General features: G+C 62.3%; 18 protein-coding genes. 2 read left to right on the forward strand and 16 right to left on the reverse strand.

Annotated features, from left to right (window positions below):
• Nucleotides 1-109: 109 nt before the first annotated feature.
• The 12 genes from OJ996_RS20595 to purD form a co-directional block, all read right to left on the reverse strand.
• Nucleotides 110-868: a hypothetical protein gene (locus tag OJ996_RS20595; RefSeq protein ID WP_264515563.1), complete on the reverse strand. Its 759-nt coding sequence runs from the start codon at nt 866-868 to the stop codon at nt 110-112.
• A 130-nt stretch (nt 869-998) separates the two neighbouring features.
• A complete protein-coding gene (locus OJ996_RS20600; protein ID WP_264515564.1) occupies nt 999-1,355 on the reverse strand; it encodes a head-tail adaptor protein in 357 nt (118 codons plus the stop codon).
• A gap of 38 nt (nt 1,356-1,393) precedes the next feature.
• A complete protein-coding gene (locus OJ996_RS20605) occupies nt 1,394-1,522 on the reverse strand; it encodes a hypothetical protein (protein ID WP_264515565.1) in 129 nt (42 codons plus the stop codon).
• Nucleotides 1,512-2,369, reverse strand: coding sequence for a head maturation protease, ClpP-related (locus OJ996_RS20610; protein WP_264515566.1), 858 nt, complete (start codon nt 2,367-2,369; stop codon nt 1,512-1,514). The genes OJ996_RS20605 and OJ996_RS20610 overlap by 11 nt, the downstream gene beginning before the upstream one ends.
• A gap of 74 nt (nt 2,370-2,443) precedes the next feature.
• Entirely contained in the window at nt 2,444-3,286 is an 843-nt protein-coding gene (locus tag OJ996_RS20615) for a phage portal protein (RefSeq protein ID WP_319800707.1), read from the reverse strand.
• 15 nt (nt 3,287-3,301) lie between these two features.
• A complete protein-coding gene (locus tag OJ996_RS20620) occupies nt 3,302-3,580 on the reverse strand; it encodes a phage portal protein (protein ID WP_264515568.1) in 279 nt (92 codons plus the stop codon).
• A 541-nt stretch (nt 3,581-4,121) separates the two neighbouring features.
• A complete protein-coding gene (locus OJ996_RS20625; protein ID WP_264515569.1) occupies nt 4,122-4,406 on the reverse strand; it encodes a hypothetical protein in 285 nt (94 codons plus the stop codon).
• Nucleotides 4,407-4,494: 88 nt separating this feature from the next.
• The gene (locus OJ996_RS20630) at nt 4,495-5,406 is read right to left on the reverse strand and encodes a hypothetical protein (RefSeq protein ID WP_264515570.1); all 912 of its coding nucleotides are present in this window, start codon (nt 5,404-5,406) and stop codon (nt 4,495-4,497) included.
• Nucleotides 5,407-5,455: 49 nt separating this feature from the next.
• Nucleotides 5,456-6,385: an aspartate carbamoyltransferase catalytic subunit gene (locus OJ996_RS20635; protein ID WP_264515571.1), complete on the reverse strand. Its 930-nt coding sequence runs from the start codon at nt 6,383-6,385 to the stop codon at nt 5,456-5,458.
• On the reverse strand, nt 6,375-7,157 hold the full coding sequence (locus OJ996_RS20640) for a hypothetical protein (RefSeq protein WP_264515572.1): 783 nt from the start codon (nt 7,155-7,157) through the stop codon (nt 6,375-6,377). Before OJ996_RS20640 ends, OJ996_RS20635 begins: the two co-directional genes overlap by 11 nt.
• Before the next feature lie 4 nt (nt 7,158-7,161).
• Nucleotides 7,162-7,692 (reverse strand): bifunctional pyr operon transcriptional regulator/uracil phosphoribosyltransferase PyrR, encoded by a 531-nt coding sequence (gene pyrR / locus OJ996_RS20645; protein ID WP_264515573.1) that lies wholly within the window; start codon nt 7,690-7,692, stop codon nt 7,162-7,164.
• Complete coding sequence (purD, locus tag OJ996_RS20650; protein WP_264515574.1) at nt 7,692-8,948, reverse strand: phosphoribosylamine--glycine ligase; 1,257 nt, start codon at nt 8,946-8,948, stop codon at nt 7,692-7,694. Before purD ends, pyrR begins: the two co-directional genes overlap by 1 nt.
• Nucleotides 8,949-9,052: 104 nt before the next feature.
• Between purD and OJ996_RS20655 the strand changes: the two genes are divergently transcribed.
• Both OJ996_RS20655 and OJ996_RS20660 read left to right on the forward strand, forming a co-directional pair.
• Nucleotides 9,053-9,229 carry a hypothetical protein gene (locus OJ996_RS20655; protein WP_264515575.1) on the forward strand — a complete coding sequence of 59 codons (177 nt, stop codon included), beginning with the start codon at nt 9,053-9,055 and terminating at the stop codon, nt 9,227-9,229.
• 111 nt (nt 9,230-9,340) lie between these two features.
• Complete coding sequence (locus OJ996_RS20660; protein ID WP_264515576.1) at nt 9,341-16,204, forward strand: S8 family serine peptidase; 6,864 nt, start codon at nt 9,341-9,343, stop codon at nt 16,202-16,204.
• Nucleotides 16,205-16,261: 57 nt separating this feature from the next.
• On the opposite strand, the gene OJ996_RS20665 is transcribed toward OJ996_RS20660, so the two are convergent.
• The 4 genes from OJ996_RS20665 to OJ996_RS20680 are packed head-to-tail and all read right to left on the reverse strand — an operon-like array spanning nt 16,262 to nt 21,883.
• The gene (locus OJ996_RS20665) at nt 16,262-17,272 is read right to left on the reverse strand and encodes an ABC transporter ATP-binding protein (RefSeq protein WP_264515577.1); all 1,011 of its coding nucleotides are present in this window, start codon (nt 17,270-17,272) and stop codon (nt 16,262-16,264) included.
• Nucleotides 17,269-18,258, reverse strand: a complete 990-nt coding sequence (locus OJ996_RS20670; protein WP_264515578.1) for an ABC transporter ATP-binding protein — start codon at nt 18,256-18,258, stop codon at nt 17,269-17,271. Before OJ996_RS20670 ends, OJ996_RS20665 begins: the two co-directional genes overlap by 4 nt.
• 2 nt (nt 18,259-18,260) lie before the next feature.
• Nucleotides 18,261-20,327, reverse strand: a complete 2,067-nt coding sequence (locus OJ996_RS20675; RefSeq protein ID WP_264515579.1) for an ABC transporter substrate-binding protein — start codon at nt 20,325-20,327, stop codon at nt 18,261-18,263.
• Nucleotides 20,324-21,883, reverse strand: a complete 1,560-nt coding sequence (locus OJ996_RS20680; RefSeq protein WP_264515580.1) for an ABC transporter permease subunit — start codon at nt 21,881-21,883, stop codon at nt 20,324-20,326. Before OJ996_RS20680 ends, OJ996_RS20675 begins: the two co-directional genes overlap by 4 nt.

The raw sequence follows: 21,883 nt of genomic DNA on the forward strand, positions 1-21,883 counted from the left end.
AGAATCTCCCATTCGGAATCGGTGAGGCTACAGGGATACTCGCGCATCGCGAGCTTCTCCAATACCTCACCCGGCTAGTACAGATCAAAATCCGGACGGAGATGATTTTTCAGACGGCTTCTAAGACACTAGGCAGTTCTGCTGTTAGAAGCTCAGTGCCCGATGCACCCTTTAGTCCCATCGCCCAGAGATACAGCTCCGCGCCTTGCATCGTTGGCTGCATTATCACCCCTGCCTCAGGGATACTTCTCCCTTTAGTTTCGAGATACCCCGAGTCTCCGCTAGTGAAATTATCAATTAAGTCGTGCCGATGAAGACCGAAGAGATTGTGTACGAGAATCGCACCTCGGTCCTCGGCATCAGTGAACCCCATTGCGTGACTGAAAACGCGCGTGGGAACGTAGAACCTCAGGTTTTCAACTTCGGCATGATCAGCTAGATTCCTGATCTGCCCTCGGAATAGATCTCGGCAAATCGTGTAGGCGATGTAATGAAATCGGATTTGATAGACCGACAGCCCTTTCATTAGAGCAATTATCGCAACCCCTCGATCGTCGCGCCCCGAACTGCTTCGGGATGAAGCAAGGATTCCCCCATAATACTCGGCTGTTAGGTCATCCTCACAAAACCGGCCTTCGTCCATGACATGCTTGAGCACGCGCGAATTGACCGTCCCGCTTTCTTCGATGTCTGTGCCTAGCTTTTTGACAGCCTTCTGAAAGACATTGTCTAGATTCACATTGCATTTCTGCACAAACGTTTTCACCTCGTTCCCGAGGTAGTCTGCAGTGGGGCCTAGAAGTTTCAGCAATACATCTCTCGATCCAAGCACGGCTAGTCCTGTGCCAACAGCTGTCGGAGCATCCATAATGGGAGGATGATGCTCTCTTCTATTGCGGCCTGGGAAATACAAAATCGCCTATCATTTCCACAACGCCCTCCCGATTACAGTGAGAGGAATGCACTATCGTTGATGCCTCGCCTACCTTTTTGCTTGCTTAGTGGAAGCTCATCAGGAGGACCAGCACTTCGACAAAACTTCCGTTTGTCCCATCCACCTCCGCCCACCCTTCAATCTCCCAAACCACCTCCGGCATTTCTCCCCGCGCCAACTCCACCAGCCGGTCCCCCTCGCGATACCTCCGCAAGAACGGCTGACTCCGCACCCGGAACACCGCCCGCCGCTGCTCCACCGGCCGGTCGCTCCTCACCGTCTCCGCCCCGGCCCGCTCCTTCATCCGCCGTGCGAAGCACACACCCACGCGCTCCCACCCCGGCACCGGTTGCCCGAGCTCGTCCACCGTCGTCACCGGCCGCTCGATCCGGATCGGATGCCTCAAAAGTCCTGGATTCATAAAGTAGTCCGCCCGGTCCCCGGGCGGATGAAGTCACCTCAGAGCGTCTCTTCTCCTTCAACCCCCGCCTCAACCCGCAACGCCGCCGCATGCTCCCGCAACGCCTCCGAGTGATCGCGCAAGGCATCGACCAAATCCCGCATCAGCTCCATCACCTCAGAGTCCATGGGCCAGCTTCATGCGTGCAATGAAGTCAGCAGCCCCCGCCACATCCTCCAAACTCCCTCTTTCTTCCTTGGCGCTCTTGGCGTCTTGGCGGTTCCCATCTTCTTCCTCCCCGCTCCCCGCTCCAAGCTCCGCGCTCTTCCTCCCCAACATCATCGCCGCCGCGGGAAGACCTTCAAAGTCTCCCGGCACCCACAACGCCGTCTCCTCCCTCGCGCTCGTCTTGTGCATCGCGAACCCCGCCTTGATCGCCTCGTCCGCCGAATACCAGGTCTCCGCCTCCATCTCCGCCGAGAGATCCTCCCGACCCATCCGCGTCCGCGTCTCGTATGTATTCAGGATGGCATCCCGGATCTTGTCCAGGATCTCCGCCTGCTTCCGCATCATCGTCGAATCGCCCCAAGCCACCACGCTCGGGTTGTGGATCATCACCATCCCGTTCTCCGCGATGTGGATCGTATCGCCCGCCAACGCGATCACCGACGCGATCGACGCCGCCAGCCCGTCGATGTGGACGATCACCTCCGCCTCATGCCCTGCCAGCAGGTTGTAGATCGCCACCCCCTCGAACACCGACCCGCCCGGCGAGTTGATGTGGAGGTGAATCTCCTCCGCATCCGTCTCTGCCAGCTTCCGCTGGAAAGTCCGCGCATCGTTCCCCGTCCAGAACGATACCGCATCATACAGGAACATCGTCGCCGCCTTCTTCTTCCCCTTCCCGCCAACGCTCAGGTTCGTGATCTCCGGCAATACCCTCTCCGGCCGCCGCGCTTTCATCGCCGGCGTCATCCGCCGCTCATCCAGCACCGCAAACAGCTCCTCGTTCTCTATCAAAATCGGCCTCTTCATAATCTTCTTCGTCTTCTGTCTCTCCCTGAAAACTGAACACTGAAACCTATCAAACTTCTTCCACTGCTCACTGCTCACTCGGCACCTGCCTTCTCCTTCCTCCCCCCTCCCGGCTCCACGCTCTCCGCTCCAAGCGTCTCCAGCGGCACGTGATTGGATGCGAAAATGAGCACGTCTCCACCCGGTAGCGGCGCGCGGTCCTCGAGCGCCCGGCCTTCATTCGGAGTCATGAGCCCGGAAACGATCTGCTTTGCCATCGCCTCCGACCGGCTCTGCAGATCACCCCGCAACAGTCCGTCCGCATTGTGCCGCAGATAGAACCCCGCATCCCGATCCCCCTTGGTCAGCAAGCACTGGTTGAGCGTCGCCTCGACCCGCGTGATCCACGGCACCAGCGTCGCCATGTAGAACTCGCGCGAGAGGTGCTCGATGTTGTTGAAAGTCGCCCGGTCGAGCTTCTGCACCTTGTGCGGTGGCACATTGAAGATCCGGCAGATCTCCTCCACCGAGAAGCTCATGCTCTCGATGAACTGCGCGTCGCGCATGCTCATCGTCACCTGGTGGAACTTCATGTCCCCGCCCTCGAAGATCGCCACCCCGTCGCCGTTCTGCGCGCCGTGCCACGCTTCGCTCCAACGCTTCCGGACATCCTTCGCCTGGTCGTGGTTCTTGAACGTGGTCTGCGCCGTGATGATCCCGCGGATCGGCTGCCCATCCTCCGCCGAGCTCTTGCCATAGGTCGCCAAGGCCGCCGCGGCCCCGGTGGAGAGGCGGCAATGCTTGATCGGATTGATCCCGTCGATGCCATCCGCCGACAGCGCCTTGAAGTGCGCCACGTCCGGCTTCGAGAAGTTCCCCGCCGGCACCTTCCAAGGGTTCGTCCCGATCTCGTACACCACCCGCCGCAAGTCCGTGATCTTCGACGTAACCGTTCACAGCGGCAGCGGGAACATCTCCCGAACGAACCCGCCCGACCAGAAGCACCGCGCATGCGCATTCCCGCGCAGGATCATCGTGTAGAGCAAAGCCTCCCGGAGCTGTGTCCAGGTCATCGCCTCATTCGGCGCATCCCCGAGGAACCCCGCCAGCCGGTGCTTCCTCTCCCGCTCCCGTTTGTCCCCATTCGAGCGGTAGAGCTGCATCGCCTGCAGAGCTTCCGGCCTCCTCCGCCTCGCCCGCCAGACCAACAGGGCGGACCATAGGAGCGCCACGGAGAGCAGGAGAAGCCAGAAAGGAAGAAGTAATGTCCAATTTCCTGGCGGCGCATTGTGGGCGGATAAGGTCGCCAATTCGCGATAAGTTCCCCGCTCAGGAAACTCTAATCTCGCATCGGTTCCGACTATGAACGCGGGGGCTGGAAAGCATTCGAGCTTGTTCGGCTGGAATCCCATCTCGCGCCTCCCCGTCGGCGAGATTCCTGAAATCGACAAGTCGCCCCAACGGGCATTCACCATACTAGAGCGAGTCAGAATTGCACCTCCTTTACCCCCAACCCATGAGATGTGATTGAGCGAATCCCACCATGCCCAGCAGATAAACCCTATCACGAGGATGCCGGACCAGAAGGTGCTGGATCGGTGCAGGGCGAGCTTCACGGGAGAGTCATGGCAGCACGCGGGCAAAAGAAAAGCCCCGGCCACTTTCGCAGCCGGGGCGGAGGAGTGCGGAGGCTCGACCCGCTTTCGCTAGTCGCCGTCTGGCGAGTTCATCCCGGCTCCAGTCCCGAAGATCCGCCCTCGCACTCTCGGCTCCTCACCTCGTGTTTCCGGAGCTAGGCAGCGACACCACACCGGAGAGACAGTAAATGCTGAGACCGAGGAAAAGCCACTGGAAGCCATCTTCCCAGAACCCGATGCGGGCCATGTCCGAACTATGGTTGTAGTTTTCGTGGCGGAACAAATTGAAGACGAGGTGACTGATCGCGACTGCGGCGAGCCAGCGCCATGCAAGATGGAGCGAATGAGGCTTGGCGATCCGGCCCGAGTTCACGGTGAGGAAGGCAAGCACCAGCAACTGGGCAACGAAGATCCAAGTCATGGGTTTGCGGGGAAGCGAGGCAGTGTCTTAGCAGACCGAAGAGAACACGCCCATTGGAACCCTGAACCGTTTTTATCATCTCTCCGCTTCACGGAGAAGGGACGGTGACATTCAGGATCTTCGGCTTCAGCCCCGTCCTTTTCTTCAACACGCCTCGCGCAATGGCACTGTCATCACAAGCCTCGATCAAAGCCTCCACACGGGAAAGATTGTCGTGGACGGACCCTGCTCCGGTGATCTGGTGGAGACCCAAGCCCGCCTTCGTCAGATAAAAGCGCGGGGTCCCCGAATCGCCCGCATAGATCGAATGACCCCACGGACCGGAGGCAAGCGCGTTGCGGCCGGAGTCGGAGGTATAGACCATCGCCTCATGCTTCCTTCCATCCGGCCGCGTGTTGGCTTGGGATACGGCGAGATCCTGAATCTTGTTATCGGCCAGCTTCTGCAACAGGGACTTCGTCATCCGCGGCATGATCGGGACGATATGGATATTCTGCGGGACATCCTCGTGCAGCAGGCCCACACAGAGATCCAGATCGGGATCCTTCGCATCGGCATTCGCGATCAGCTTCATGTCCACCGTCTTGCTGTCGGCGGTCACGAAGCGGATGATCTGCGGCTGCACCTTCATCCAGCCTCCGTCCCATGCCGGGTGGGAGTGACGGCAGAAGAGGATATGACGAGGAGTGATCATCACCCCTCCGAACAACTCCCCGGCGTACTCCTTGGGCGGCTTCCATGCCGCGCATCCGGTCAATTGCGGCACCAGGTCCGCGCACCATAGCTTCGGGTTCCTGACGTATTTGCCCCTGACGTGATCCTTCGAGGAGAAGACATTCATGGTCTCCGGCGAAGCCACCTTGCCCTTGGTGCGCGAATCGACTTCCGCACGCAGGGACTTCGTGAATGCATTCACATCGGCCTGCCCCGCCACCACGCCGATCAAGACGGTCGTGCCGACCCCGACAAGCGCCGCGAAAGATAACAACTTTCTGCCCATGCCCTTACTCAAGCAGGGAGCTGCGTGCCCAGCAAGAAAGGGAGTGCCCTTACTTCGCGTCCTCCCCTTCCGGCTTGAGCCAGTAAAGCACCGCCATGCGCACCGCGATGCCGTTCTCTACCTGGCGATTGATGAGGGTCCGCGAGTAATCCATCGCGCCATCGCAGAGCTCCACTCCGCGGTTCACCGGGCCGGGATGCATCAGCCAGAGTCCATCTCCATCGATGCGCTTCAGCCGCTCTTCGGTGATCCCGTAGACCTTGTGATACTCGCGCAGGCTCGGAAAGTACTGCACGTCTTGCCGCTCCATCTGGACCCGGAGGAGATAGACCACGTCCGGCTTCCACTTCATCGCTTCCTCGTAGTCCGTGAAGCGTCGGATGTTCTCCGGCCCCACTTTCGGCACCAAAGAACCAGGCCCGAGGTAAGCGACCTCCACGCCGAGGCGCTTTAGAATCGTGCTGGTAGAGCGCGCCACGCGGCTATGCAGGATATCCCCGATGATGAGGACCTTGCGGCCCGAGAGCTCCGGGAAGACCTCCTTCATCGTGAAGGCGTCGAGCAGTCCTTGTGTCGGGTGCGCATGGGAACCGTCACCAGCGTTGATCACACTCGCCTTGGTCATGCGGGCGATCATGCCGGGCAGGCCGCTCTGCTTGTGCCGCACCACGATGAAATCGGTGCGCATGGCCTGCAGGGTCTCGATCGTCTCGCGCACGGACTCCCCCTTCACCACCGACGAGTGCGGCACATCGAAGTTCGTCACATCCGCGGAGAGACGCTTGGCCGCCACTTCAAAGGACGAATGGGTGCGGGTGCTGGGCTCGTAGAAAAGCATGAGCACCGACTTCCCCTTCAGCGCGGGGACCTTCTTGACGGAACGGGTGAAGAGTTCCTTGAAGGGAACGGCTTGGTTCAAGAGGAGATCGATTTCCTCCCGGTCGAGCGAGGCGATGTCGAGCAGGTCCTTACGGGCCATACGTGGGTGAGAAGTGGTGGATGATTCCGAAGGCGAGAATGAGAACCGCGATGATCGTGATGAAGCCTGCGTGGTGACGCGAGCGCGGCTTCTTCCATGCGACCGAGCCGGAGAAGACCAGGCCCAGTCCGCAGAACACGCAGAGCAGGATGAAGCCGGCCTTTCCGAGCCAAGGCTGTCGGGAGAGATCCGCCATCCACTGTGCCGGATAATCTAGCGGCATGACCGTAGGCATCCAGCGGGAGAGCCATGCGGACAGACCTCCCAAAACAGGCAAGGCATAGCCGAGTGCGATCAGCGGCCACGCCACCGCCATGTGCCGCAGATGGGAAATCGAGCGATCCGGCGGAGCCGCTTGGATGCGGCGCATCTCCATCAACTCGCGATCGCTGTGGCGGCGCTGCGGGATCGCGGAGGCTTCGGACATCTTCGAAACCACCGGCGGACTAGCCTTCACGAGGACCGGCCCCTGCTCGGACTTTCTCAGGGAGCGCACCTGCTTCGGCTGTTCCGATGCCAAGGGCTCCGCATCCTCGTCCTCTTCCGGATCGGCCGGGATCTTCTCCGGCTCCGGCTCGTCCTTGGCAGAGGGTCCTTCCTCAGGTATCGGAGCCTCAACTACCGGCGGAGACGGCGCGAAAGAACGAGCAGGCGCGGGAGCAGGAACAACCGGTGACTCGAGCTCCGCTTCCCCTCCCTGTTCGCCGGGAATACCGAGCGATTCGCGGAGTTTCGCGATTTCCTCGGCGGATTTCCGGCGCTGGGGAAGCATGGGGCTACTCGGGTTTGCGTTCGACGATCTCGATCTTGTCCTCGCCGTCGGTGGCTTCCAAGGAAACAAGCACGTGATCGTGTCGTGATGTTTCTAGGAGGATGCCGGTGTAGTCCGGCTGGATCGGCATTTCGCGGTGGCCGCGGTCGATCAGGGTGGCCAGCTCGACCTTCGCCGGGCGGCCGTAATCGGAAAGAGCATCGAGCGCGGCACGGATCGTGCGCCCGGTGAAGAGTACATCATCGACAAGGATGACATGCGCCCCATCCACCGTGAAGGGAATGTCGCTCTCCTGCAGCTTCGGGTTCTCGCGCAGATGCTCGTAGTCGTCGCGATAGAGCGAGATATCGAGGATGCCCATGGAAAGCTCGCGATCCTCTTCCGCCAGCTTGTTGCACACGCGCTCGGCGACCTCATCGCCACGGCTGCGGATGCCGACGAGGGCAATCGGTTCGCCCGCCGTACGCTCGCGGATCGCGGCCGCGAGGGCCGTCACGCCTTGTTCGATGTCTTCGGGTCCGAGGATGCGGCTCATCAGTCTTGGAAATGGAGAATGCCGATGTCGCGACGGCGCTGCGCCCCGTCGAAGCTGATCTGATCCGCCGCAGCGTGGGCGGCGGCGACCGCTTCCTGGCGGGTCGCACCACCGGCCACGGCGGCGAGCACCCGACCACCATTGGTCTCCCACTCACCCGCGGGATTGCGGCGCGTACCGGCGTGATAGACCCGGTTCTCGGCGGGATGATCAAGCCCGCTGATGACATCGCCATTACGGGAAGACTCCGGATACCCGGCGGAAGCGAGCACCACGCAGACGCTCCAACCTTCGTCGAAGGAGATCAGGTCCGGCTTCAGCTCGCCCTTGGCACCGGCCAGACAGAACTCCGCGAGGTCGCCCTTCACCAGCGGCATCACCGCCTGGCATTCGGGATCACCGAAGCGGCAGTTGTACTCGATCACCTTCGGCCCCTGCGGCGTGAGCATCAGGCCGAAGTAGAGGAAACCGCGATACGGGAGACCATCCTTCCGTAGACCCGCCACCGTGGGGGCCACGATTCCGGATTGAATGTCGGCGAGCAGCTCCGCCGGGATCAGCTGGCGGCTGGCGACCGCCCCCATGCCGCCGGTGTTAGCACCCGCATCCCCTTCCCCGATCCGCTTGTAGTCGCGGGCCGGCGTGAAGACCAAGTACTGGTCGTCGACGATGGCGGCGAAGATCGAAACTTCCGGACCGGTCAGGAAATCCTCCACCAGCACCCGGCCGGGACCGAAGCGCTGCTGTGTGAAAACCTCGTCGAGGAAGGCCTCGCCTTCCGCTTCATTCATGCAGACCGCCACGCCCTTGCCAGCGGCCAGCCCGTCGAACTTGAGAACGGTCGGATACCTGCCCGCGATCGCGGCGCGTGCTTCCGCCAGATCCGCCGTGGCGCTCGCCTTGGCCGTAGGAATGCCGTGGCGCTCCAGGAATTGCTTCGCGAACTCCTTGCTCGCCTCGAGCTGGGCGGACTGGAAATGCGGACCCCAGCAAGGGATCCCGGCCTTCTCGCAGAGATTGGCCAGCCCTTCGCCCTTCACCAGATAGCTCTCCTCCCCCGCCACGCAGAGGTCGATCTCGTGGACCTCCATCCATTCCACCAGTGATTCCAGCCCTTCCGCGGCGACCGGGCGGGCAATCTGGAAGATCGCATCGCTACCCGGGAAACAGAATAGCTCCGGGGCCGACGGGGATTCCGCCAATGCCCTCACCAGCGCGTGCTCGCGCCCTCCCTTGCCCACAACGACGATCTTCATTTCCGCGGCGGTTTTGGGCCAGCCGGGCGGCGGACTCAACCCCCAATTGGTCCCACGTCATGGCGTAATGGTTCGGAAACCCGAAACGGGGGAAAGTCCCGAGCGTGAAAGCCGCCTCCCACACCCGAATCGTCTCCCGGATTCTGTTCGCGCTGACACTCTCTGGCGTCCTCCACGCGGCCCTGCCGACGGAGAAGACGAAAAAAAAGCTGCGGATGGCTGTCACGGATCCCGCGAGTGAGACGATGAAAACGGAAACCGAACTGCTTTCGGGATCCTGACCAAGCGCAAGCACCTGACTTGCGCCCGAGGGGTCCACCACCCCGACATCCTTTCACCCGCTTCGTTCCTTCCAAGGGACGGGCGGAACTGCTCCTCCCCGCACCCTCCCCATGAAGAAGCCCTCTGCCGGGATTCCCGGCTTCGTCGTCGCATCGTGCCTTCTCGTCTCCACCTCCTTGCCCGGGCAAGATGCGTTCTACTATGACGGCCCGAACAAGGTCGCGCTGAAACAAGAGACGGACTGGACCGCCTACGAACTGGCCGCTGGAAGTGATCCATCGACTGTGGAAGCGGAAGTGCGCAAGAGCGCCCTCAAAGGACAGAACCGCACCGCCGTCTTCGATCCGAAGCGACGCTTTCTGGCGGTACCTGCCGAGAATGCCACGACCCCGAAGGGCGCGCTGCGCAAGGTGCGGCTCTTCAAGAACGGCACCGCGGATCCGATCATGGAGACCCGGGAACTGGTCGTTCGATTCAAGGACGGGGTCACCCGGAAACAGATCGAGAGGATCCTCAAGCCACTGCGGGGCACGATCCTGAGTGCCATCGGCGACTATGCTCCGAATGCCTATCTGGTGGAAGTTCCCGCGGAGATCTCTTCCATCGATACGGCCAACCGCCTGCAGTTGATGCCCGAGGTACGCTACGCGCAACCGGATCTCATCTGGCCGAAGGTACAGCGTTTCGTGCCGAACGACCCGATGTACCCGCAGCAGTGGCACCTGAACAATCCCGGCGGCAATGACGGGCTCGTGGGTGCGGACATCAAGGCCGAGCGGGCATGGGAAATTACCCGCGGAAGCTCCGACGTCATCATCGCGATCTTGGATGACGGGGTTGCGACCGGGCACGAGGATTTCGCCAGCGGCAAATTCACCGGCGGCTGGGACTTCATCAGCAACGACAACGATCCGCGCCCAGCCCGGACGGTCGACAATCACGGCACCAGCTGTGCCGGTCTGGCTGCGGCTAGCGGAAACAACGGACTCGGAGTCACCGGGGTCGCACCGGATTGCCGCTTGATGGCGGTGCGGATGCTGGGCGTTGGATCGACTCCCACCGTGGAGGCCGCGGCAATCGCGCACGCCAAGAACAATGGCGCTTGGGTGATCAGCAACTCATGGGGCCCGGCCGATGGCACGGGCTCGAATGATCCCTGCCCGCAGGTCGTGAACGATGCGATCGTGGACGCCGCGGACAACGGTCGCGGCGGCAAGGGCTGCGTGATCCTCTGGGCAGCTGGCAATGGCAACGAAAGTTCCGACCTCGATGGGTATGCATCGCATCCGAAGGTCATCTGCGTGGCCGCCACCCTCCGCAACGACACGCGCTCTCCCTACTCGGACTTCGGCAATGGCGTGGACATCTGCGCGCCCGGAGGCTCGGGAAGCGGTGACATGGTGACCGTGGACCGGATGGGTTCCGCCGGCTACAACCCGAGCTCCAACTATCACGTCGGCTTCAACGGCACCTCTTCGGCGACGCCGGTGGCAGCGGGTGTCGCGGCGCTCATCCTCTCTGCGCAGCCAACGTTGACCCGTCAGCAAGTCACGACCCGGCTGATCAACAGCTCCGACCACATCGACACGGGGAACGTTACCTATGATGGTAACGGCCATCACAATTGGTACGGCTATGGTCGGGTCAATGCCTTCGCCGCCTTGGCAGCAGCCGATAGCACCGCGCCGACGGTGGCGGTTCAGGTGCCTGCCCAAGGTCAGATCGCCACCACCATTCCGCTGGCCAGCGGCACGACCTCGGACACGGGCTATGGCACCTATCTGATCCACTGGTGGGTCCACAATGCCGTCACCGGCAAATGGTGGAATCCCAACACCTCTTCTTGGCAGGACGGCACCGGCAGCGGAGCCACCGTGGCTCCTACCGGCAACAACTGGAGCATCTCCCTCCCCGCCACTGGTGAGGGCAGCTACCAACTGCACGTGAAAGCCGAGGACAAGGCGGGCAACGAAAGCGCCTTCATCATCCGTGAATACCAGATCGACAACGGCTCCCCTTCTCTGACCATCTCTACCCCGGCTGCCGGCAACCAAGCCACCAGCCCGTCCACCGCTAGCGGCACGGCGAGCGATAGCGGCAGCGGCGTGAAGGAGATCCGGGTGTCGCTCCGCAGCGTCTCCACCGACCGCTGGTTCAAGTGGAGTAACTCTTCATGGACCGGCTCGGCCTTCGCTTGGGCGGATCATGTAGCGCTGGCCAGTGGCACCACCTCATGGAGCAAGTCTCTGCCGGTGTTGCCGGAGGGTTCCTACGAACTCTTCATCCAGGCCTTGGACAATTCGGACGCACCCTCCGCTTGGACTCCGCGCTCCTTCAGCATCGACGGTGCGGACCCCGTGGTCGCCTTCAACGGCTTGATCAACCAGCAGCAGATTTTCGACTTCCGGAATGTGAGCGGCTCGGTGAGCGAGCCCGCTACGGTCACGGTCAAGCTCACGGAATTTAACACGTCCGGAACCAACCGTTACTGGAATGGCAGTACATGGACGAGCAACGAAGCGGATCCGGGGGTCTGGCGCCCGGCCACGGTCAGCGGGAACTCCTGGCAGCCGCAAACCGCCCTACCCTCCCGCAGCAGTACCCGTGCGGGCCACTACATCCTCGAAGCGAAAGCCGTGGATGTCGCGAACAAGCAGGACTTGGAATCTTTGGTGCTGATCCGCAGCGCGACCGACACCACCATCCCGAATCTCGCGATTGCCTCACCCGTGAATGGCACGGTGCTGGCGGAACCGGTCTTGCCAGCCTTGAACGGCACGGCCTCCGATCCTGAGAGCGGCATCTCCGGCGTGAGCCTTTACGTGATGCGTTCCACCGGCAGCGGCTTCACCTACTGGACCGGCAGCGGCTGGAGCCTGACGCCCACCGAGCTTCCCGCGAACTCGAACGGCAGCAACTGGAGTGCTCCGCTGATGAGCGGCCCCGGTGCCTGGTCGATGCCATCCTATGGCCAACTCGTGAACGGCAGCTGGCAGATCCAAGTCAGCGCACGAAATGGCGAGATCCCTGCGGGCACGCGCGGCGCCACGGTGGCTTTCACCTTGGACTATCACCCGGTCTACGAGTTCACCGCGGGCAGCTACAGCGACGGCGATGACAACAACAATAACATGCTCTTCAGCAACCCGGCCAACTGGGCGCCCTACGGCGTCCCGGGTGCGAACGACATCGCTTCGCTCCCGTACGGTCACAACGTCACCAGCACCTCGAATCTCACGCTATATGGGCTGCGGATGTCTTCGGGCTCGCTGAACTTCTCGGAAGGGCCCGGTGCCAATGGCACGCTCGTGACCACCGGTAAGTCGGAGTGGAGCGGCGGCACTTTCAACGGCTGGTGGACTCAGAACGGAACCCTGCAACTCACAGGCGCCGAGCGCTGGCTCTGGCTCAACAGCCGGCTCAGCAACAACGGCACGACCACTTGGACCACCGGCCGGACGATCGGCCGGGAATCCGCCACGATCATCAATTCTACCGGAGCCACTTGGATCCTTGGGGTCGAGGGCGATGCCTTCGGCAACTATTACGGCGGCAACCAGTTCATCAACCAAGGCATCCTGCGACACACCCAGGTTGGCGAAACGGTACTCGACGATTGGAGCTACACGCTCGGCAACGAGGTTCAAAAGCAAGGCGGCACGCTGATCGTGAACTCGCCGGTCACGCTCAATGCGGGTACCCAGTTCACGGGCGGCGGCGCCTTCCGCCAGAATGGAGGCACCGTCTCCATCTCCGGCACGATCGCCAGCTCGACCGGTAGCTTTACCGTGGCAGGCGGCACTCTGAATGCGACCAGCGAATCCACTCTGATGGGAGTGTATCAATGGAGCGGCGGAGATTGGTCGGGGAATCTCACCATTCCGGTGGGGTCCGATCTCAGCATCACCGGAGACTGCCAGCTCAATGCCGGAGCGATCCTTCACAACGAGGGCACCGTGCACTGGAACTCCGCCAGTCCCTTGCGAGGCCGGGAGAACGTCACGGTCAACAACAAGTCCGGGGCCACATGGCGCTTGGAATCCACCGGAGATGCCTTCTCGAACTACTACGGCGGCAACGTCTTCAACAACTCGGGATTGCTGACGAAGACCGGATCGGGCACCACCTTCCTGCAGCATTGGACCTACAGTTGCCCGGGCGACACTCGGGTGAATACAGGAACGCTGCGCGTGGTGGCCAATCTGACGCTACCCGCCAACGCTACCCTCTCCGGCCCCGGCACTCTGGAATACGGCGGTGGCACACTGGCTCTCCAAGGCGAGATCCAATCCAGCGTCAGCACCCTGAAACTCATGGGCGGCACGATGAACTGCGCAAGCGGGGCGAAGATCCAAGGCAACTGGACATGGAACGGCGGCGCGATCGGCGGAACGCTTGAGAACCCCCTCACCCGCCAGATCACGATCGAGGGCGATTGCCAGCTCAATACCGCCGCGAACCTGAGCAACAAGGGCACAGTCGTCTGGAAAGCCGGCAGCCCTTTGCGCGCCTGGGAGCACGTAACCATCACGAACCATCCGGGGGCCACCTGGGAGTTCGCGACGGCAGGCGATGCCTTTAGCCAGAACTACGGCGTCAACCAGTTCTTCAACCAAGGCCTCCTCAAACGGAGCGCCGCCAGCGGCAACGTTGTGTTGGACGATTGGACTTTCCACCATTCCGGGGTCTTCGACTCATCCGCAGGCACCACCCAGATCGGTTCGCCCCTCAACCTTTTGGCAGGAGGTTTCTTCACCGGGGCAGGAGCCTTCTCCTTCCACTCCACCACCACTCTCAAAGGCCCCACGACATTCACTGCCGATACGACGGTAGCAGGTGGCAGTTTCAACGGCGAGGCGGCAGGCCGCGTCATCGGCGCCCTCAAGTGGTCCACAGCCACCTTCACCGGCGTGACAAATGTCAGCTCGGGCTCCTCCCTCAGACTTGTCACCACCGAGTCCAAGCTCCTGGCGGACAGCGCAACCCTCGACATCGCGGGTGAGCTGGTCTGGGAGACCGGAGATCTAACAGGCCGCGAGCACAGCAGGTTCATCATTCGCAACGGCGGCGTTTTCCGAATCCTAGGAACAGGGACGCTCGCCAACTACTACTACGATAACCACGTGGTGATCGAAGACGGCGGCACCCTGCTCAAGACCAGCAGCGGCGAAAGCGCGATCCACTGGGCGCTCGACAACGATGGCAGCGCGCAAGTCAGCGCTGGCCTGCTCTCCGCCCACGGCGGCGGCACCGGCGACGGCAGCTTCACCGGCAGCACCGGCGGTCTCCTCCGCTTCGCCAATGGCCCTCATGTCCTCGAAACCGGTGCCAGCCTGAGCGGAGGCACCGAGATCACCGGAGGATCCCTGATCGCCACCGGCAACGCAGGCGGCCGCATCGATATCAAAGGCGGCACTCTGGGGTCCGACGGCACTGCTACCTTCGCCTTCGCCGGATCCTCCGCATGGACCGGGGGCAGTCTTCACGGCCTCCTCTCCGTCCCGAACGGCGCATCGCTCGCCAGCTCCGGCCCGGACTTCAAAGGCCTGAATCACCTCGCCACGCTGAACGTAGGCGGGCTGTTGCAGTGGGATGGCGGAGCTACCATCCAAGGCCGCGAAAGCAGCACCATCAGCATCGAAAGCAGCGGTATGTTCCGCACCACCGCGGACGGCGACGTCTTCTCCAACTACTACGGCGGCAATCGCCTCCTGCTCTCCGGCACCCTTGAGAAAAGCAATGGCAGCGGTGTGAGCTTCTTCGACGAATGGCTCGTGGAAGGCTCGGGCACCATCCGCCCGCTCACCGGCAGCATCGACTTCCACGCCACGGTGAACCTCTTCAACGGAGCGAAGTTCGACGGTGGCGGCCAAACCCGCCTCAATGCCGGACCCACCACGGTGCAAGGGTGGTCCACCATCTACCCTGGCGCCACGGTTCGCTTCGGCGGCGCGGATATCGTCGGCCACACGGATGGCAGCGGCGGCTTCACAGGAGGGGCCATCGAATGGACCGCAGGAACGCTGCATCGACGCCTTACCTTCAACTCGAACCTCGCGATGACCGGCGCCGCAGGCAAAGGCATCTGGGCCGGAGCCGAACTTCGCAACATGGGCACCCTCACCCTAGGTGGCAGCGGCGGCTTGCAAGGACGCGAGGCCAGCACGGTCCGCAATCTAACAGGCGGCACCCTGCTCTGCCCGGGCACCAGCCATCTGTCGAACTACTACGGCGGTAATGCCCTGATCAACGAAGGCAGCATGTCCATCGGTTCCCCGTTCCACGGTCGCCAGACCATGGAATGGCGCTTCCAGCAAACCGCGAGCGGCGTGCTGAACGTCACCGTCGGCGGGGAAAACGCCGCCACTCCCGACTTCGACTTCCTCCAAGCATGGGAGGGAATGCAACTCGGCGGGAAACTGGTCGTGACCAAGACCGGCGGTTACGTTCCGGCGGAGAACACCACCTTCGGCATCCTGAATACCGGCTACGGCATCAGCGGCACCTTCACCTCGCTGCAGGCACCCGGCTTCGGCATCGAATACTCCGGCACCGCCGCACTCCTCCGCGCCGGCAACTCGGGCGTGGGCTTCGAGCAGTGGGCCACCAGCAAAGGCCTCAGCGGCCCGAACGCCCAATCGAATGCCGACCCCGACAAGGACGGCGTCGTCAACTTCCTCGAATACGCCTTCAACAGCGATCCCGCGGTCCGGTCCGCAAACCCCGTCAACTCCTCCGTGGTCACCATCAACGACCAGAAGTGGATCGTCGTCGGCTACCGCACCTGGAACGACCGCATCAACGCGGGCCTCGGATACAATCCCGAGCGCTCCCCCGGCCTCAGCGGATGGAACACCACCGGCATGATCGATGAAGTCGATACTGCCGCCCCCGCCATCCCCGGATCCACCGCACGGCGCTGTAGGATCCCCATGAGCGGCGCGAAGGACTTCATGCGCATCCGCGTCGAATAAGTCTCGGACCCACAGGATGCCGCGGGCTTTCCCCGTGGCATCCTTCATTTCTACGACTCACGCCGTAGCCACCGACAGCTTCGCCCAATCCGCGGGCTCCAGGCAGCACGGATCCGCCGCCACCCAGTGCCCCGGCTCGATCTCGCGCAGCGAAAGATCGGCCCCGATCGTTTCCTCATAGCGCGGGTGCTTGATCCGGTGTCCGAAGGCACTCCCCTTCGGCGGATCGATCGGCGATGGCACATCCCCCTCTAGCAGGATCCGCTTCTTCTCCAACGTCGGATCCGGCTCGGGAATCGCGGATAGCAAAGCCTTCGTATAGGCATGCTTCGGGCGGTGGTAAATCGCCTCCGCATCCGCCAGCTCCACGATCTTGCCCAGATACATCACCGCCACCCGGTCGGACACGTGCTTCACCACCGCCAGGTTGTGGGCGATGAAAAGATAGGAAAGCCCCAGATCCTTCTGCAGCTCTAACAAAAGATTCAGCACCTGCGATTGGACCGAAACATCCAGCGCGGAAACCGGCTCGTCGCAGACGATCAGCTTCGGATTCAGCGCCAGCGCGCGGGCAATCCCGATCCGCTGGCGCTGGCCGCCGGAGAACTCGAAGGGATAGCGCTCCGCCGCGGAGCTCTGGAGCCCCACCCGTTCTAACAACTCGTCCACGCGCTTGCGGCGTTGGGCCGAGCTACCCCTCCCATGGATGATCAGCGGCTCCTCGATGATCTCGCGCACGCTGTGGCGCGCGTTCAGCGACTCCACCGGGTCTTGGAACACCATCTGAAGCTCGCGCCGCAGCGGACGCATCGCGGAGCGGCTCAGGTGCGTGATGTCTTGGCCGTCGAATTGCACCGATCCCGACTTGATATCGTTCAGCCGCACGATGGCCTTGCCCAAGGTCGACTTGCCACAGCCGGACTCACCCACCAGGCCGAGAGTCTCGCCGGGAGCGATGTCGAAGGACACGCCATCCACCGCGCGCACCGAACCGATCTGGCGCATGAGAAGACCGCCGGTCACCGGGAAGTGCACCTTGAGATCGTTGACGGAAAGGATCGGGCTCATGCTTCGTTCGAGGCGTAGCAGGTCGGACAGGCCTCCACCCAGTGACCGGGCGAGACTTCAATGAAGGGCGGACGCTCGCGCAGGAGCCGGGAAATTTGTCGATCCATCCGCTGGCAGAAGCGGCAGCCGGGCACCAGATCCTTGAGCGCCGCCACCATCCCGGGAATCACCGGCAGGATCGACTTGCGCGGCGTATCCATGCGCGGGATGGAGGCCAGCAGGCCGCGCGTGTAGGCATGCAGCGGTCGCTCGAAAAGTTCCTTCACCGGCGCACGCTCGACAACACGCCCGGCATACATCACCACCACCTCGTCGCAGGTTTCAGCGATCACACCCAGGTCGTGGGTGATCAACATGAGCGACATGCCCATCTCCGCCTGCAGCCGCTTCATCAGGTCCAGGATCTGCGCCTGCACGGTCACATCGAGCGCGGTCGTCGGCTCGTCCGCGATCACCAGATCTGGGCGCAGTGCCAGAGCCATGGCGATCACTACCCGCTGCCGCATCCCGCCGGAGAGCTGGTGCGGGTAGTCCCCGGCCCTCAGTTCCGGCGCGGGAATCTTCACCAACCGCAGCATCTCGATCCCCGCGGCCCACGCGTCCTTTTTGCTCATCCCCTTGTGGATGATGAAGCACTCGGCCAACTGCTTGCCGATACGGTGCACCGGGTTGAGCGCGGTCATCGGCTCCTGAAAGATCACGCCGATCTCGTTGCCCCGCACCTTGCGGATCTCCTCCGGCTTGAGCCGGGTCAGGTCGCGCCCTTTGAAGCTCACCTCACCTTGAAGGATCTTGCCTGCGGGCTGTGGCAGCAGGCGCACGATCGACATCGCGGTCACGCTCTTGCCGCAGCCCGACTCGCCGACGATGCCGAGGGTTTTTCCCCGTTCGATTTCAAAGGATACTTGGTCCACCGCACGGACGAGACCGGCATCCGTCTCGAAAGCGGTGATCAGTTCGCGGACCTGGAGAAGCGGTTCGGACATGGTCAATTCTCGGCGGCGGTCTTCCTGCGGTGCTGGTCGAAGAGCCGGTTCTGCTCCGGGAAGCCGCGACCTTCTTTCATCGCCTCCTGGGTGTCTTTCTTGATGTCTTCGTCGATCCAGAGGACGTAGTTCATCTCCGGATCGTTGCCCATGCGGACGTTGAAATCATCGGGCCAGCGGATCCACCGCCAGGACAGTACCCGGTAGAAGGGCCGGTCGAAGGCCGGCACCCACACGGCCCGCTCGTGGAGGATCTCTTCCAGCTTCCAGGTCGTGTCTCGAACGACCTCTTCGCTGCGGGCCGCCCGGTTCTCCTCGATCATCGGGTCCAGCGCGGGATCGGCAAACGAGCTGATGTTATTGCTCATCGGCTTCGGCTTGCGGGTCCCGGGCTCGTAGGCCTCGGACGAATGGAAGCCCTGATAGAAATCCGGGAAGGGCAATTGCCCCTGCCAGCCCATCATCGCGATCTCGTGTTCCTTGCGCTGGATCTTCCCGAAGGCGGCCGTGTTGTCCATGCCCTCAAGCTTGAACTCGACCCCCGCCTTCTTCGCCTCCTCCTTCAGGCGGAGCAGCCAGGCATCGTAGGTCGGCCGCTTCGCATAGGTGATGGTGAAGGACAGCCTGCGCCCGTCCTTGTCCTTCAAAATGCCGTCCGGGCCCAACTCGCTAAAGCCAGCCCGTGCGAATGCTTCCCTCGCTTTCTCCACCGAGAACGGACGGGTCTTGAGCGTGGGGTGCGAATAAGGTCCGTAGCCGGCTTCCAGCAGATGAAGCCGCTCGCCTTCCCCGCGGAGATCGAACTCGATCACCTTCTCCCAGTTCGAGGCATACTGCAGGCCGATCCTGATATCCTGAATCGCCAGCAGCGGGCTATGCTGGTTCAGATAGAGGCCGGAAGAAATCGCCGGGAACTCGAAGTAGTAGCGGGCCTTCTCGATGTAGCCGTTGAAGACCTGCGGCACCTCCGATTGCTCGAACCACTTCCGCGCATCCATCAGCCAATAGACGTCGATGTCGCCGTTCAGCACCATCTGGAAGACCTTCTCGTCGTCACGCACCAGATTGTAGATCATCTGGTCCGGGTTGAAACGGTGCTTGTAGTACTTGCGGTCGCGTGCCCACCAGTCCTTCACCCGGCTCATGGTGATGGAGCGGCCTTTCTTCACGCCTTCCGGACGGATCTCGAAGGCTCCGGTGGTCGGGCGGCAGCGCCAGTTGTAGCGGGCCTCGAAGTCGGGGCCGAACTCCTTGAAGAAGTCCTCTTGGAAAGGGTAGGTGCTGGCCACGTACGGGGCCAGCGGCTTCGGCGTGGCCATCCGCAGGCACAGGTAATCGTCGCCGTACGTCGCCACTCCCCAGTACTGCCCCTTCACATACTCGCGGTAGTGGGTCTCGGAGAGATACTCGGAGAGGTAGATGTAGAAGGTCATCAGCCAGTCCCGAGAGGTGACATCCTTCCCGTCCGACCAGCGTGCACTGCTGTCGATGTGGTAGTAGATCGTCTGGCCGTCCGCCGCCACCGCCCACTTGTCGGAAAGCGCCGGCATCAGCTTGCCCGTTTCCGGATGGAGCAGCACTAGGCTCATCTCCATGTCGTCCCAGTGGTAGTGGCGGAAGCTGTTGTTCCCCTCCGCACCGAGCGTCCGCAGCGTGGGCGGGAAGGCATTGCCCACGATGTAGCTGTGCAGGGTGCCGCCTTTCTTGGCTTTGGGCGAACCGATCTCGGGCCCATCCTCCGCCGTCTGCCACTCGAGGTCCTGCGGCAGTTGCTCTTCGGTGAAGAACTCGAAGAAGTCCGGCCGCTGCAAACGCCGGTTCAAGTCGTCGAGGGCCAAGGTCTTCTCCTTGCGGGCCTGCTCGGTGAGCTCTCCCGCCAGCGCGGACTCCAGTTCCTTGTGTTCTCCCGCAAGCCGCGTGGCGGTCTCTTGGTTGAAGCGCTTGTAGAAGGACTCGCGCTCCTGGCTGTTGTCGTAGCTCTTGTACGCATCCCCTTCCTTGCATCCGGAGAGGAAAATGGCCGCTAACACCAAGGCGCTGGCGGCGAGAATGGCTGCCGGTCGCTTCATTGATAGGTGGTGAATTTCTTGGGATCGAAGGCCTCCCGGATGGCCTCGCCGACGAAGGTGATCAGGAGCAAGACCCCGACCATGACCGCAAACACGGAGCTGACGATCCAAGTGGACGAAAGATTCGAAGTGCCGTCCTCCAGTACCCGGCCCCAGCTCGGATAGCGGTCGGGCAGACCGAACCCTAGGAAGTCCAGCGCAGTCAGCGAGGTAGCGAGCGCGGCCACGCTGAAGGGCAGGAGCGTCACGATCGTCGAGATCGCATTCGGCAAAATATGCCGGAAGACCACGCGGAAGGTTCCCGCCCCTTGCACCCGGGCGGCGGCCACGTAGTCGCGAGCTTTCTCGCGGTAGGTCGCCGTGCGCAGATAGACGGAAACGCCGATCCACGAGAACACGCAGAAAACGAGCAGGATGGTGGCGAGATCGATGTTATCCCGCCCGATGTTCGCCGTGATGATGATCACCACCAGCAGGAAGGGCACGTTGCTCAGGATCTCGACGAAGCGGTCCATGATCAGGTCGAAGGCCCCGCCGAAGTAACCCATCATGGATCCGATCGTGATCCCGATGCCATAGGTCAGCAGGATGTAGACGAACGCGGCCTTGAAGATCACCTGAAGACCGCCGAAGAGCTGGGCCGCGATGTCCCAGCCATTCGAATCCGTGCCGAGGTAGTGCTGCTCGGCCAGGGAGGGAGGTGCCGGTTTGTAGATGATCTCCACCCAGCGCAGATCCCCCGGAGGCGGGCCTTCATCCGGAACGGAAGTTTCGACCAGTTCCCCCTGATGCCAGGTCTGCTTCCCGGCGAACTCGCCCTTGCCGTCGAAGAGCGTCGCCGGACCTTCGCGGAGACCGCCGCGGAAGCGCGCATCGCGTAGCTTCACCTCGGGGCTCTCCGGCCAGAACTGCACGGCATAGCCATTGAAAGGCTGGTTGTCTCCCGCGCGATGGATCTTGCCGTCCAGATTGTCGAGCGGGCGCTTCTGCAGTTCGTCGGAGTCCAGCACCGGTTCCCACGGGATCAGCGGCATGATCACGAAGTTCCCGGACTTACGCTCCTTGAAATCGGCTTTGAGCTGGCGGTAATCCGCCTCCTGGTCGCCCTCTCCTCCGAAATCCTTCGCCGCGAAAGCCGCCTCACGGAAAGCCGGGAAGAACCACTTGCCGTCGTACTTCACGGCCAGCGCCTGCCTGCCCGCCACGACCTGATCGAGCAGCGTGAGCAGCAGCAGCAACATCAGCAAGCGGAAGGACAGCCAGCCGCGGCCGATCGAGCGGAAGCGCGAGAACTTCCGCACCGTCAGCGGATTCCATTGGAAGCCCCCGCCCATTGCCAGCAGGAGCAGGCCCGTCAAGGCCATCAGCCCGCAAAACCCATAGCCGATCCAGCGTCCCTGCTCGGCGCGCCAGTGATCTTCCGGGAAAGCTCCCGGCGCGGAATCGAAGGAGAAGAACCAGCGCAGGGATGGCAGCGACAATCCGGCCTCGTGACCGGCGTAGGCCGCCGCGGCCAGAAGCAAAAGCAGGATGCCGATTTTACGGGGAAAGGTCAT

The sequence above is a fragment of the Luteolibacter rhizosphaerae genome (genome assembly GCF_025950095.1).
Lineage (GTDB): Bacteria > Verrucomicrobiota > Verrucomicrobiia > Verrucomicrobiales > Akkermansiaceae > Haloferula > Haloferula rhizosphaerae.

Excerpts from the sequence above, each read along its gene's own strand:
- OJ996_RS20665 (WP_264515577.1), bottom strand. The coding sequence starts at position 17,272 with ATGAGCCCGATCCTTTCCGTCAACGATCTCAAGGTGCACTTCCCGGTG.
- OJ996_RS20610 (WP_264515566.1), bottom strand. The coding sequence starts at position 2,369 with ATGAAGAGGCCGATTTTGATAGAGAACGAGGAGCTGTTTGCGGTGCTG.
- OJ996_RS20630 (WP_264515570.1), bottom strand. The coding sequence starts at position 5,406 with ATGGGCAGAAAGTTGTTATCTTTCGCGGCGCTTGTCGGGGTCGGCACG.
- OJ996_RS20640 (WP_264515572.1), bottom strand. The coding sequence starts at position 7,157 with ATGCTTCCCCAGCGCCGGAAATCCGCCGAGGAAATCGCGAAACTCCGC.
- OJ996_RS20600 (WP_264515564.1), bottom strand. The coding sequence starts at position 1,355 with ATGAATCCAGGACTTTTGAGGCATCCGATCCGGATCGAGCGGCCGGTG.
- OJ996_RS20625 (WP_264515569.1), bottom strand. The coding sequence starts at position 4,406 with ATGACTTGGATCTTCGTTGCCCAGTTGCTGGTGCTTGCCTTCCTCACC.
- OJ996_RS20680 (WP_264515580.1), bottom strand. The coding sequence starts at position 21,883 with ATGACCTTTCCCCGTAAAATCGGCATCCTGCTTTTGCTTCTGGCCGCG.
- purD (WP_264515574.1), bottom strand. The coding sequence starts at position 8,948 with ATGAAGATCGTCGTTGTGGGCAAGGGAGGGCGCGAGCACGCGCTGGTG.
- OJ996_RS20595 (WP_264515563.1), bottom strand. The coding sequence starts at position 868 with ATGGATGCTCCGACAGCTGTTGGCACAGGACTAGCCGTGCTTGGATCG.
- pyrR (WP_264515573.1), bottom strand. The coding sequence starts at position 7,692 with ATGAGCCGCATCCTCGGACCCGAAGACATCGAACAAGGCGTGACGGCC.
- OJ996_RS20660 (WP_264515576.1), top strand. The coding sequence starts at position 9,341 with ATGAAGAAGCCCTCTGCCGGGATTCCCGGCTTCGTCGTCGCATCGTGC.
- OJ996_RS20605 (WP_264515565.1), bottom strand. The coding sequence starts at position 1,522 with ATGGACTCTGAGGTGATGGAGCTGATGCGGGATTTGGTCGATGCCTTG.
- OJ996_RS20670 (WP_264515578.1), bottom strand. The coding sequence starts at position 18,258 with ATGTCCGAACCGCTTCTCCAGGTCCGCGAACTGATCACCGCTTTCGAG.
- OJ996_RS20635 (WP_264515571.1), bottom strand. The coding sequence starts at position 6,385 with ATGGCCCGTAAGGACCTGCTCGACATCGCCTCGCTCGACCGGGAGGAA.
- OJ996_RS20675 (WP_264515579.1), bottom strand. The coding sequence starts at position 20,327 with ATGAAGCGACCGGCAGCCATTCTCGCCGCCAGCGCCTTGGTGTTAGCG.